The organism is Cellulomonas sp. Y8 (genome assembly GCF_008033115.1).
GTDB lineage: Bacteria > Actinomycetota > Actinomycetes > Actinomycetales > Cellulomonadaceae > Cellulomonas.
Genome location: NZ_CP041203.1, coordinates 452,935 through 465,439 on the forward strand (window position 1 = coordinate 452,935; position 12,505 = coordinate 465,439).

The 12,505-nt window shown below is 74.7% G+C and carries 12 protein-coding genes; 5 read left to right on the forward strand and 7 right to left on the reverse strand.

The genetic code is table 11. The features are described 5' to 3' along the window. The first annotated feature begins 89 nt into the window (after window positions 1-89). A complete protein-coding gene (locus FKM96_RS02045) occupies window positions 90-1,256 on the forward strand; it encodes a DNA glycosylase AlkZ-like family protein (protein ID WP_147793826.1) in 1,167 nt (388 codons plus the stop codon). 78 nt (window positions 1,257-1,334) lie between these two features. On the opposite strand, the gene FKM96_RS02050 is transcribed toward FKM96_RS02045, so the two are convergent. The 6 genes from FKM96_RS02050 to FKM96_RS02075 form a co-directional block, all read right to left on the reverse strand. Beyond that, a complete protein-coding gene (locus tag FKM96_RS02050) occupies window positions 1,335-3,020 on the reverse strand; it encodes a ribonuclease J (protein WP_147793827.1) in 1,686 nt (561 codons plus the stop codon). Between the two features lie 12 nt (window positions 3,021-3,032). Then, window positions 3,033-3,947 carry a 4-hydroxy-tetrahydrodipicolinate synthase gene (dapA, locus tag FKM96_RS02055; RefSeq protein ID WP_147793828.1) on the reverse strand — a complete coding sequence of 305 codons (915 nt, stop codon included), beginning with the start codon at window positions 3,945-3,947 and terminating at the stop codon, window positions 3,033-3,035. A gap of 82 nt (window positions 3,948-4,029) precedes the next feature. Next, on the reverse strand, window positions 4,030-4,848 hold the full coding sequence (locus tag FKM96_RS02060; protein ID WP_147793829.1) for a glycerophosphodiester phosphodiesterase family protein: 819 nt from the start codon (window positions 4,846-4,848) through the stop codon (window positions 4,030-4,032). Beyond that, a complete protein-coding gene (locus tag FKM96_RS02065) occupies window positions 4,845-6,206 on the reverse strand; it encodes an ABC transporter substrate-binding protein (protein ID WP_147793830.1) in 1,362 nt (453 codons plus the stop codon). The genes FKM96_RS02060 and FKM96_RS02065 overlap by 4 nt, the downstream gene beginning before the upstream one ends. A gap of 112 nt (window positions 6,207-6,318) precedes the next feature. Next, a complete protein-coding gene (locus tag FKM96_RS02070) occupies window positions 6,319-7,245 on the reverse strand; it encodes a carbohydrate ABC transporter permease (RefSeq protein ID WP_147793831.1) in 927 nt (308 codons plus the stop codon). Next, a complete protein-coding gene (locus tag FKM96_RS02075) occupies window positions 7,242-8,198 on the reverse strand; it encodes a carbohydrate ABC transporter permease (protein WP_147793832.1) in 957 nt (318 codons plus the stop codon). Before FKM96_RS02075 ends, FKM96_RS02070 begins: the two co-directional genes overlap by 4 nt. A gap of 214 nt (window positions 8,199-8,412) precedes the next feature. Here FKM96_RS02075 and FKM96_RS20955 point away from each other — a divergent pair, with 214 nt between their 5' ends. Both FKM96_RS20955 and FKM96_RS20960 read left to right on the forward strand, forming a co-directional pair. Next, window positions 8,413-9,180 carry an AzlC family ABC transporter permease gene (locus tag FKM96_RS20955; RefSeq protein WP_147793833.1) on the forward strand — a complete coding sequence of 256 codons (768 nt, stop codon included), beginning with the start codon at window positions 8,413-8,415 and terminating at the stop codon, window positions 9,178-9,180. Further along, window positions 9,177-9,497: an AzlD domain-containing protein gene (locus FKM96_RS20960; RefSeq protein WP_147793834.1), complete on the forward strand. Its 321-nt coding sequence runs from the start codon at window positions 9,177-9,179 to the stop codon at window positions 9,495-9,497. Before FKM96_RS20955 ends, FKM96_RS20960 begins: the two co-directional genes overlap by 4 nt. A 21-nt stretch (window positions 9,498-9,518) precedes the next feature. Here the strand turns inward: FKM96_RS20960 and FKM96_RS02090 are convergent, their stop codons facing one another. After that, window positions 9,519-10,334, reverse strand: coding sequence for a thymidylate synthase (locus tag FKM96_RS02090; RefSeq protein WP_168216842.1), 816 nt, complete (start codon window positions 10,332-10,334; stop codon window positions 9,519-9,521). A gap of 73 nt (window positions 10,335-10,407) precedes the next feature. Here FKM96_RS02090 and FKM96_RS02095 point away from each other — a divergent pair, with 73 nt between their 5' ends. Both FKM96_RS02095 and FKM96_RS02100 read left to right on the forward strand, forming a co-directional pair. Further along, a complete protein-coding gene (locus FKM96_RS02095; RefSeq protein ID WP_147793835.1) occupies window positions 10,408-11,877 on the forward strand; it encodes an NAD-dependent succinate-semialdehyde dehydrogenase in 1,470 nt (489 codons plus the stop codon). A gap of 5 nt (window positions 11,878-11,882) precedes the next feature. Beyond that, window positions 11,883-12,443: a GNAT family N-acetyltransferase gene (locus tag FKM96_RS02100; protein WP_147793836.1), complete on the forward strand. Its 561-nt coding sequence runs from the start codon at window positions 11,883-11,885 to the stop codon at window positions 12,441-12,443. The last annotated feature ends 62 nt before the right edge of the window (window positions 12,444-12,505 follow it).

A 12,505-nucleotide genomic window follows, 5' to 3' on the forward strand; every position in this document is an offset into this window, starting at 1 on the left:
GTGTCGGTGACGCGCACCACAGGCGGTGCGCGGCGTGGGCCGCACGCCGGCGGACGACGGGTGTCGGCGCCCGGTGGGACGCTCGGTCCATGGAGCACCGCGTCAGCGCCGACCAGGTCCGCCGGTACCGCGTCCACGCGCAGCAGCTCGACCGCGCGCCCGGCGCCGCGCGCGCCACGACGGACGCGGCCGTGCTGGACGCCGGGGTCCAGGACACCGGGCCTGACGGGGCGCTGTGGGCGCTGGCGCTCCGCGGCGTGCCGGTCCGGGCGGGCGCGTGGCCGGACGACCTCGCGGTGGCGTGGAGCGTCCGCGGCGCGCCGCACACCTACCGCCGCGCCGACCTGCCCGCCGTGCAGCGCGCGCTGCGGCCCTACTCCGACGCCGACGCCGGGAAGCGGATCTACGACGCGGCGAAGCCGCTGCGGGCCGCGGGGATCCGGCCGACCGACGCGCTCGGGCACGTCGCGCGCACGATGCACGCGGTCGTCGACGCGCCCACCGGCAAGGGCGCGCTCTCCACGCGCATGACCGCCGAGCTGGACGAGCCGTACCTGCGCTGGTGCCGGCCCTGCGGGGCGACGCACATGTTCGAGATGCCGTTCCGGCTCGGGGCGCTGCACGCCGGGCTGGAGCTGGAGCCCGGCACCTCCCCCCCGGTGCTGCGGCGGTCGCCGGGGTACCCGGCCGCGCAGGTGGGGGCGGTCGACCGGGACGCGGACGGCGCGGACCCCGCCGGGGACCCGGCGGACGACGGGGCGCACGACCTCGTGCGCGGGGTGCTGCACCTGCTCGGCCCGGCGACCGCGAAGGACGTCGCCGCGTTCCTCGACGCGCCGGTCGCCGACGTGAAGCGCCGCTGGCCGGCCGACGCGGTGCCGGTCGAGGTGGACGGCGCCCCGACGTCGGTGCTGGCGGACGACCTGCCCGCGCTGCTCGGCGCGGCGGACGGCGGCGGCACCGCCCGCGCGCCCGTCGTCCGGCTGCTCGGCCCGTACGACCTGTTCCTCCAGGCCCGCGACCGGCACGTCCTCGTCCCCGACGCCGCCCGCGCGAAGGCGCTGTGGCCGGTGCTCGGCCGCCCCGGGGCCGTGCTGGCCGACGGTGCGGTCGTCGGCACCTGGCGCCCGCGCGCCCGGGGCCGGCGGCTGGCGCTGGAGCTCGACCCGTGGGCGCCGTGGGACCCGACCCTGGAGCGGGCGGTGGCGGAGCAGCACGAGCGCCTCGCGGCCTTCCGCGGCGCCGACCCCGCCTGACCGCGGACGCGCCGACGGCCCGGGTGCACGCACCCCGTGGGGTCGCGCGCCCGGGCCGTCCGGGCGGGGCCGGGAGGCTCAGGCCTCCACGACCACCGGGATGATCATCGGCCGGCGGCGCAGGCGGTTGGACGCCCAGCGCCCGACCACGCGCCGCACCACCTGCTGCAGCTGCTGGGTGTCGACCGCCCCGCCGCGCGCCGCGTCCTCGAGGGCCGCGGTGACGTCCGGCAGGATCGCGTCGAACACCTTGTCGTCCTCGGCCACGCCGCGGGCGAGGATCTGCGGCTTGCCGAGCACCTTGCCGTCGGTGGAGCTGATGACGGCGAAGATCGAGATGAAGCCCTCGTCGCCGAGGATGCGGCGGTCCTTGAGGTCGGCCTCGGTGATGCCGCCGACCGACGAGCCGTCCACGAACACGTACCCGCAGGGCACGGCGCCGACGACGGAGGCCCGGCCGTCGACCAGGTCCACGACCACGCCGTCCTCGGCGAGCACGACGCGGTCGGCCGGGACGCCCGACTTCACGGCGAGCGCGCCGTTGGCGACGAGGTGCCGGACCTCGCCGTGCACCGGCATGACGTTGCGCGGCCGCAGGATGTTGTAGCAGTACAGCAGCTCGCCGGCGCTCGCGTGGCCGGAGACGTGCACCTTGGCGTTGCCGCCGTGCACGACGCGCGCGCCGAGCCGGGTCAGGCCGTTGATGACGCGGTACACCGCGTTCTCGTTCCCGGGGATCAGCGACGACGCGAGGATGACGGTGTCGCCGGGGCCCACCGAGATCTTGTGGTCGTTGTTCGCGATGCGGGACAGCGCGGCCATGGGCTCGCCCTGGGAGCCGGTGCACATGAGCACGAGCTCGTCGTCCCGGACGTCGTCGAGGCGCTTGGCGTCGACCAGCACGCCGTCCGGCACCTTGAGGTAGCCGAGCTCGGCGGCGATCGTCATGTTGCGGATCATCGAGCGGCCGACCAGCGCGACCTTGCGCTCGTGCGCGGCGGCGGCGTCGAGGACCTGCTGCACGCGGTGCACGTGCGAGGAGAACGACGCGACGACGATCTTCCGCGCGGAGGTGGCGAACACGTTGTCCAGCACCGGGCCGATCTCGCGCTCGGGGGTGACGAAGCCCGGGACCTCGGCGTTCGTGGAGTCGACCATGAACAGGTCGACTCCCTTCTCCCCCAGCCGCGCGAACGCGCGCAGGTCGGTGATCCGGCCGTCCAGCGGGAGCTGGTCCATCTTGAAGTCGCCGGTGTGCAGCACGGTGCCGGCGCCGGTGGTGACCGCGACGGCGAGCGCGTCCGGGATCGAGTGGTTGACCGCGACGAACTCGCAGGAGAACGCGCCGATCTGCTCGGTCTGCCCCTCCTTGACCGCGTGGGTCAGCGGGGTGATCCGGTGCTCCTTGAGCTTCGCCTCGACGAACGCGAGGGTCAGCTGCGAGCCGATCAGCGGGATGTCCTGGCGCAGGCGCAGCAGGTAGGGCACGGCGCCGATGTGGTCCTCGTGGCCGTGCGTCAGCACGATGCCGTCGACGTCGTCCATGCGGTCGGCGATGTAGCCGAAGTCCGGGAGGATCAGGTCGACGCCGGGCTGGTGGTCCTCGGGGAACAGGACGCCGCAGTCGATGATGAGCAGGCGGCCGCCGTACTCGAGGACGGCCATGTTGCGGCCGACCTCGCCGAGGCCGCCGAGGGCCACGATGCGCAGGCCCCCTTCGGGCAGGGCGGGCGGCAGGGCGAGGTCGGGGTGCGGGTGGGACATGCTTCTCCTGTATCAGGCGGACAGGACGCCGGCGATGCCCGCGGCAGCAAGGCCCGCGCGCACCGCCTCGACGTCCTCGTCCGACGCGGCGACGTTGGGCAGCCGCAGGTGTCGGGACGGGATCAGGCCGAGGGACCAGACGGCGGCCTTGGCCGCGACCGCCTGGAAACCCCGGCCGTTGAGCGCGTCGATCGCCGGTGCGATCGACAGGAAGATCTCGAGCGCGCGGGCGTGGTCGCCCGCGTCGTGGGCCGCGGTGAGCGCGGCGAGCTGCGGGCCGGCGACGTGGCCGACCACGCTGACGACACCGGCGGCGCCGTGCGCCAGGAACGGCAGGTAGAGCGAGTCGTCGCCGGAGTACCAGGCGAGCCCGGTCGCGGCGGCGGCCTTCGCGGCGCCGTACAGGTCGCCGGTGGCGTCCTTCATCGCGACGACGCGGTCGTGCTGCGCGAGCTCGACGAGGGTCTCGGCGGCGAACCGGACGCCGGTGCGGCCGGGCACGTCGTAGAGCATCACCGGCAGCGGCGTCGCGTCGGCGACGGCGGTCACGTGCGCGACCAGGCCGGGCTGCGACGGGCGGGAGTAGTAGGGCGCGACGACCAGCAGGCCGTCCGCGCCGGCCTCGGCGGCCTGCTCGGCCATCCGGACGGCGTGCAGCGTGTCGTTCGACCCGGCGCCGGCGACGACCGTGGCTCGGTCCCCCACGGCGTCGACGACGGCCCGCACCAGGTCGGCCTTCTCGGGCGCGTGCGTGGTGGGCGACTCCCCGGTGGTGCCGTTGAGCACCAGGCCGTCGTGCCCGTGGTCCACGAGGTGCGTGGCGAGGGAGACGGCGGCGTCGAGGTCGACCGAGCCGTCCTCCCGCATGGGCGTCACCATCGCGGTGAGCACCGCGCCGAAGGGGCGCGACGGGGTGGCGGGGAGCATGGCCTCCACGGTACCGCCCCGCGCCGGGGCCGGTCGCACCCGTCCGGGGTGACCGGCCCCCGCGCGCGGGGCGGAGGTGCGCTCAGGACGCGCGGGCCGCGAGCCAGCCGGCCAGGCGGTCGGGGCGGTCGGTGATGACCGCGTCGACGCCGATCGCCACCGCGGCGGCCCAGTGCTCGGGCTCGTTGAGCGTCCAGACCTGGACCTGCAGGCCGGCGGCGTGCAGCCGTGCGACCAGGTCCGGGTGCTCGACCAGCAGCGGGCCGTACGGGTTGACGGTCATGACGCCGAGCTCGCCCGCGACGCGGACCACCTCGTCGACCCCGCCGTCCTCTGGCACCTGGAAGATCAGCAGCCCCCGGCGCAGGTCGGGGTCCGCCGCCGCGAGCGCCCGCACGGACTCCGGCCAGAACGACTGCCCGATCACCCGGTCGGCCAGCCCGGCCGCGCGGATCGCCTCGGTGACCGGCCGGACCTGGTCGACCGTGAAGGCGCCCTTGAGCTCCAGCAGCAGGTCGATCCCCGGCCGGCGGACCATCAGGTCCAGCACCTCGGCGAACGTCGGCACCCGCTGCCCGGCGTAGGCGGCCGCGAACCACGAGCCCGCGTCCAGGGCCCGCACCGCGTCGAGCGTCATCTCGCCGACGACGCCCTGCCCGTCCGTGGTGGCGTCGACGGTGTCGTCGTGGATCACCACGACCTCGCCGTCGGCCGTCGGCTGGATGTCGATCTCGATGCTGTGGGCGCCCGCCCGCCACGCCGCCTCGAACGCCGCGAGGGTGTTCTGCGGCGCGACCGCGGAGTTGCCGCGGTGCGCGACGACGAGGGGCGCGGACGCCCCGGCGCCGGGGCCGCCCTCCTGGGCGACCCCGGCGACCGGACCGGTGACGGTTCCGGTCACAGGTACGGCTCGACGTTCTCGGTGTACGCCGTCTCGATCTGCGGCGTGACGGACCCGAACGCCTCGGCCGGGTCGGTGCCCTCGAGGACGATCTGCTCGATCGCGTCGGTCAGCAGCGCGTCGGCGCCCGGCACGAACACGCGGATGTAGTCCTGCGGGCGCGCCTTCTCCGCCAGCTGGTCGACCGCGGTGCGGAACTGCGGGTACTGCTCGTACACGGCCTTCATCGTGTCGGACTCGACGGCCGAGGTGCGCACGGGCATGTAGCCGGTCGCCTGGGAGAACGTCGCGGTGTTCTCGGTGTTCGTGAGGAACTCGAGGAACATCGCGGCGGCGAGCTGCTTCTCCGGGGTGCTGGAGGAGGAGATCGCGAGGCCGGTGCCGCCGGTCGGCGTGCCGCCGCCGGCCGGGCCGTCGGGCAGGTAGGCCGTGCCGACCTCGAAGGAGGCCGCGTCCAGCGCGCCCTTCAGCGAGCCGGTCGAGCCGATGGTCGAGGCGATGAGGCCGGACGCGAAGTCGGCCATCGAGTCGTCCGCCGAGACCGTGGCGATCGCGTCGTCGCCGTGGAACAGGCCGCGGAGGAACTCGCCGCCGGCCAGCGACTCCTCGGAGTCGAGCGTGACGTCGAACTCGTCGGAGTACTCGCCGCCCTGGCCCCAGATCATGTTCTCGAACCACCAGGCGGACCAGGAGGTGCCGAGCGACAGGCCGAAGGGCGAGCCCTCCGCGGGGACCTGGGCCTCGAGCGCGGTGCTCCACTCCTCGAGCTGCTCCCAGGACTCCGGGCCCGCGTCGGGCAGGCCGGCCGCGGCCCACATGTCCTTGTTGTAGTAGAAGAGCGGCGTCGAGCGCGCGTACGGCGCGGCCCAGTGCTGGCCCTCGTACTCGTAGTCGCCGTACAGGCCCTGCTGGAAGTCGTCCGCGTCGGCGTCGATCGCCTCGAAGACGTCGTCCAGCGGCATGATCTGGTCGTTCAGGTGGTAGCGGAACCACCAGACGTCGGACGCGATGACCAGGTCCGGCTTCTCGTCGGTCTGCGAGGCGGCCTGGAAGCGCTGGGCGACCTCGTCGTAGTTGGCGCCGGCCGTGACCAGGTTGACCTTGATGTCCGGGTTCTCCGCCTCGAAGTCGGCGATGAGCTGCTCCTCCACGGCCTGGGACTGGCCGGGGTGGTTGCTCCACCAGGTGATCTCGGACGCGGGCTCGACCTGCGACCAGTCGGTCGCCTCGGCGGCCGCGGACTCGTCGGACGAGGCGGCGGTCGACGGGCCGCCGCACGCCGTGAGCGCGAGCGTCGTGCCGGCGACGGCAGCGGCGATGGCCACGGTGCTGCGGCGGCGCCTGCGGGGGTGGGACACGGTGGTGCTCCTTCGGGGGTTTCGCGCCGCGTCGCGGCGCTCGGGGGCTGACGGTCGCGCGGGGGCGCGGCCGTCTCAGGCGGCCGGCGGACCGGCCACGTCTCGGGGCGGGTCAGCCGGTGACGGCGCCCGCGGTGAGGCCGGCGACGAGCCGGCGCTGCAGGACGAGGAAGACGAGCAGGATCGGCAGGGTCACGACGACCGTGGCGGCCAGCAGCACGCCCCAGTTGGTGAGGCCGTCGATGTTCTGCAGCAGGGTGAGGCCGATCGGCAGCGTCATCTTGTCGGCGCGGTCGATGACCAGGAACGGCCAGAGGTAGTCGTTCCACTCGGTGACGACGGACACGAGGGTGACCGCCGCGATGGTCGGCGTGCTCATCGGGACCACGAACCGCCACAGCTTGCGCCAGTGGCCGGCCCCGTCCAGCTCCGCGGCCTCGAGGATCGAGCCCGGCAGCGTCAGGAAGTGCTGGCGGAACAGGAAGGTGCCGAACGCGCTGGCCAGGCCGGGCACGAGGATGCCCTGGTAGGTGTTCAGCCAGCCGAGCTCGGCGACCAGGGTGTAGTTGGGGATGATCGTGACCTGCGGCGGGATCATCAGCGTCGCGATGACCAGCCCGAACACGATCTTCTTGAACGGGAACTCCAGGAACACCAGCGCGTAGGCGCAGGTGAGGCCGAGGACCACCTTGAGGCCGGCGCCGACCACCGTCAGGCCGACGCTGTTCAGCAGCAGCCGGCCGAGCGGCACGGTGTCGGCGGCCTGGGCGTAGTTGTCCAGGCTGGGCGCGCCGGGCAGCCACTGCACCGGGAACTGGTAGAGCTCCTGGGAGGTCTTGAGGCTGGCGAGCAGCATCCAGATCAGCGGGGCGCCGAGCACGATCGTCGCGAGGATCATCGTGACGTAGCTGGCGACGTGCGGCCGCTGTTTGCGGCCCGGGCGGGACGACGCGGCCGTGGGCCGGACGTCCCGCCCGGTGCGCGCCGCGGGCGGGGTCGCGGCCTCGGGGGCCGGGCGACGGGGCGTCAGGACGCTCATGCGTAGTGGACCTTCCGCTGGACGAACCGCATCTGCACCGCGGTGACCGCCAGCAGCACGAGGAACAGGACGGTGGCGACGGCGGAGGCGTAGCCCGCGCGGCCGTTGACGAAGCTCTCCTGGTACACGGAGTACATGAGCGTCGTGGTCGACCCGAGCGGGCCGCCCTGGGTCATCGCCTTGATGATGTCGAACGACTGCAGCGAGGCCAGCATCATCGTGACCAGCAGGAAGAACGACGTCGGGGTGAGCAGCGGCAGGATGATCGACCGCAGCGTCCGGAACGACGACGCCCCGTCGAGGGCCGCCGCGTCCTTGAGGTCCTGCGGGACCGACTGCAGGCCGGCCAGGTAGATCAGCGCGACGTACCCGAGGTTCTTCCAGAGGTAGACGATGATCACCATCACCAGCGGCCACGGGCGCTGGGTGTACCACTGGGGCGAGGAGGCCCCGACCCAGCTCAGCACCTCGCGCATCAGGCCGTACCGCGGGTCGAAGATGAACAGCCAGAGGATGCCGACCGCGAAGCCCGACAGCACGTACGGCGCGAACGCCACGGTGCGGGCGAAGCCGCGGCCGCGGAGCTTCTGGTTGAGCAGCACCGCCAGGCCGAGGCCCAGCAGCATGGCGCCGCCGACGGTCGCGATCGTGAACACGACCGTGGTCGTCACGACCTGCGTGAAGTTCCGCGAGGTGAACAGCTCGACGTAGTTGCCCAGCCCGATGTTGCGGGCGACGGGCGAGCCGAGGTTCCACTGCAGCGTGGACAGGTAGAACGACTGGATCAGCGGCCGGTAGACGAACACCAGCAGCAGGGCCACGTTGGGCCCGGCCAGCAGGAGGAACCACAGCAGCGCCGACCGGCGGCGGCGCGACTGGAGTGCACCGCGCTGCCTTGTGGCGCCCGAGGGGGCGGCCACCGGTGGCGGGGCGAGGACGTCGGCAGAGGTCACGGGGAGGAGTCCGCTTCACGAGGGGGCAGGTGCTGGCCCGCTCCGTCGCCGGCCCTGGACACCCTGCCCCGGCCGCGCCACCCCGGACGACCCTTCCCGGGGTGCGTTCCGCAAGGCTTCCCGGGTCGTTCACCTGGGGTTCCGCGGCGTCACCGGGCGGTCAGCGGGTGGACGCCCGGGCGACCGCCGCACCGGGACGTCCTACCCTCGTCGCGTGCCCGCCCGCTCCCCCGCGGACCGGTCCGACCCCGCCGTCCGGTCGGCCGTCCGCACCGCCCTGTCCGTCTCGGTGGCCACCGGGCTGTACGGCGTCTCTTTCGGCGCGCTGTCCGTCGCCGCCGGCCTCGACGTCCCGCAGACGATGGCGCTGAGCCTGCTGATGTTCAGCGGCGGCTCGCAGTTCGCCGCGGTGGGCGTCGTGGGCGCGGGCGGGGGCATCGGGGCGGTCGTGGCGACCGCGGGCCTGCTCGGGGCGCGCAACGGGCTCTACGGGGTGCAGGTGGCCCCGCTGCTGGGCGCCTCCGGCTGGCGGCGCGTGCTCGCGGCGCACCTGACGATCGACGAGTCCACGGCCGTCGCGACGGCGCAGCCGACGCCCGCCGCGACCCGCGCCGGGTTCTGGTGGACCGGCGCGGGGGTGTTCGTGCTGTGGAACGCCTTCTCGCTGCTGGGCGCGCTGCTCGGCGACGCGCTGGGCGACCCGCGGCGGTACGGGCTGGACGCGGCGGCCGGGGCGGCGTTCCTCGCGCTGCTGTGGCCGCGGCTGTCCGGCGACGACCGGCGCGCGACCCGGACCGTGCGCGTCGTGGCCGCGGCGGCCGCCCTGCTGGCGCTGGCGCTCACGCCGGTGGCGCCGGCCGGGGTGCCGGTGCTCGCGGCCGCCGCGCTGGCGGTGGTCGTGGGGGTGCTCGACGGCGGGGGCGGAGTCGGGCGCGCCCGTGGGGGCGACGAGGACGACGAGGCCCCGGTGGTGACCCCGTGAGCCGCCTCGCGGTGTGGTGGGCCGTGCTGGCCGCCTCGGTCGTCGTGCTCGCCACGAAGGTCGCCGGTCACCTGGTCCCCCGCGCGGTCCTCGAGCGCCCCCGGGTGGTCCGCACGGCCGCGCTGGTCACGGCGGCGCTGCTGGCCGCGCTGGTGGCGGTGCAGACGGCGACGACCGACGGCGCCCTGGTGCTGGACGCGCGGCTGGCCGCGCTGGCGGTCGCGGCGGTCGCCCTGCTGCTGCGCGCGCCGTTCGTCCTGGTGGTGCTGCTGGCCGCCGCGACGGCGGCCCTGCTCCGCTGGCTCGGGGTGCCCTGACGCGCCGCGCGGCCGGGGGCGTCAGACCGCGACCGGCGCCTTGATCGCCGGGTGGTGCTGGTAGTTCTCGATCGTCACGTCGGCGTAGCTGTACTCGAACAGCGACGGGGCGCGGTCCAGGTGCAGCGTCGGCGCCGGGAACGGCTCCCGGGTCAGCTGCTCGCGCACCTGGTCGACGTGGTTGTCGTAGATGTGGCAGTCGCCGCCGGTCCACACGAAGTCCCCGACCTCGAGGTCGACCTGCTGCGCCACCATGTGCGTCAGCAGCGCGTAGGACGCGATGTTGAACGGCACGCCCAGGAACAGGTCGGCGGACCGCTGGTAGAGCTGGCAGGAGAGCTTCCCGTCGGCGACGTAGAACTGGAAGAACGCGTGGCACGGCGCGAGCGCCATCGACGGGATGTCCGCGACGTTCCACGCGGACACGATGTGCCGCCGCGAGTCGGGGTCCCGCCGCAGGCCGTCGAGCACCTGCGCCAGCTGGTCGATCGTCCCGCCGTCGGGGGTCGGCCAGGAGCGCCACTGCACCCCGTACACCGGGCCGAGGTCGCCGTCCTCGGCGGCCCACTCGTCCCAGATGTGCACGCCCTTCTCCTGCAGCGTGCGGGCGTTGCGCTCGCCGCGCAGGAACCAGAGCAGCTCCTCGGTCAGCCCGCGCACGAAGACGCGCTTGGTGGTGACGAGCGGGAACCCCTGCTGCAGGTCGAACCGCATCTGGTGCCCGAACACGCTGCGGGTCCCGGTGCCGGTGCGGTCCGCCTTGGGGGTGCCGGTCTCCAGCACCAGGCGGAGCAGGTCCTCGTACGGCGTCTCGATCGGTCCGGCGGGCGTCGTCATGGGGCCATCGTAGGGTTCCCGCCCGCCGATCTCGGGGTGCCGCTCGGCGAGGTCCGGGTCGACACTGGGCCCCATGACCTCGCCGCTGCCGCCGTACGTCGCCGCCCACACGCCCACCGGCCTGCTGATCGACGGCGAGTGGCGGCACGCCACCGGCCGGGGCACGTTCGCCGTGGCCGACCCGGCGACCACCGACGTGCTGTTCGAGGTGGCCGACGCCACCCCGGAGGACGGCCTCGCGGCGCTCGACGCGGCCCACCGCGCGTTCCCGGCGTGGCGGGAGGTCGCCCCGCGGACCCGGTCGGACGTGCTGCGGGCGGTGTTCGACGCGATGGTCGCCCGCGCGGAGGACCTCGCGGCGCTCGTCACCGCGGAGGGCGGCAAGCCGCTGGCCGAGGCGCGCGCCGAGGTGCAGTACGCCGCGGAGTTCGTGCGCTGGTACTCCGAGGAGGCGGTGCGCCTGGGCGGCCTGACCCGCCGGGCGCCCGCGGGCACGCACCACCAGCTGGTGCTCCGGCGGCCCGTCGGCCCGGCGCTGCTCATCACGCCGTGGAACTTCCCGATCGCGATGATCACCCGGAAGGTCGCGCCCGCCCTGGCCGCCGGCTGCCCCGTCGTGATCAAGCCGGCGCAGCTCACGCCGCTGACCACCGCGTACTTCGCCGAGATCGTGCGGGCGGAGCTCGACGCGCGCGACCTGCCCGCCGGGGTGATCAACGTGCTGCCGACCGCGTCGTCCCGCGCGCTCACCGAGCCCGTGATCGCCGACCGCCGGCTGCGCAAGCTGTCGTTCACCGGGTCGACGGAGGTCGGGCGGTCGCTGCTCGAGCAGGCCGCCGGCAACGTGCTGCGCACCTCGATGGAGCTCGGCGGGAACGCGCCGTTCCTGGTGTTCGCGGACGCCGACCTGGACGCCGCGGTCGAGGGCGCCGTGGCCGCCAAGATGCGCAACGCCGGGCAGACCTGCGTCGCCGCGAACCGCTTCCTGGTCCAGGAGCCGGTCGCGGCGGAGTTCGCCGACCGGCTGACGACCGCCTTCGAGCGTCTCGTGATGGGACCCGGCACCGCCCCGGACGTCGCGGTCGGCCCGCTCATCGAGAAGGCCGCGGTCGACCGGGTCGAGGAGCTGGTCACGGAGGCGGCGGACGACGGCGCCCGGGTGCGGACCGGCGGCGAGCGGCCGGGCCGGCGCGGGTACTTCTACCCGCCGACGGTCCTCGACCGGGTGCCCGAGGACGCCCGCGCCGTGCGGGAGGAGATCTTCGGGCCGGTGGCCCCGGTCGTGACCTTCGGCGACGAGGCCGACGGCCTCCGGCTGGCGAACGCGACCGAGTTCGGCCTGGTCGCCTACGCGTACACGAAGGACGTCGACCGGGTCATGCGGCTGGCCGAGGGCGTCGAGGCGGGGATGCTCGGCGTCAACCGCGGCATGGTATCCGACGCCAGCGCGCCGTTCGGCGGCGTGAAGTCGTCCGGCATCGGGCGCGAGGGCGGCGAGGCCGGCATCGAGGAGTACCTGGAGCCGGTGTACGTGGCATTGTGACCGGCATGGACCCCCTGCTCGCCGCCACCGCCGACGTCTCCGTCCGCCCCGCCGTCCCCGGGGACGAGCGCGCCGTCGCGGCCGTGCAGCTCGCCGCGTGGCGGGCGACGCTCGGCGACCTGGTCGGCGAGGAGGTGCTGGACCGCGTCGACCTCGCGCGGATCACGGACCAGTGGTCCGCGGCGATCGCCTCGCCGCCGGGCCGCGGCTACCGCGTGCTGGTCGCGATGCACGGGCCGCGGCTCGTCGGGTTCGCCTCGGTCGCGCCCGTCACCGCCCCGGCCGGGTCCGGCGACGACACCCCGGGCGGCGAGATCCTCGCGCTCGAGGTCGACCCCGCCGAGCGGCGGCTGGGCCACGGCTCCCGGCTGCTCGCGGCCGTCGTCGACCTGCTGCGCGACGAGGACCGGGCGACCAGCGTGCAGACCTGGGTCGTCGCCGGGGACACCGCGCGCGAGCAGTTCCTCGGGTCGGCCGGCCTCGGCGACGTCGGCGCGACCCGCGTGCTCGGCGAGCAGGACGACCCGCGGGAGATCACCGAGCACCTCTGGGGCGCCAGCATCTGACCCGGCGTCGCGTGGTCGGCCGCGGCCGTCCGGGTGGCGGCGTCACCCGGACGAGCGGCCCG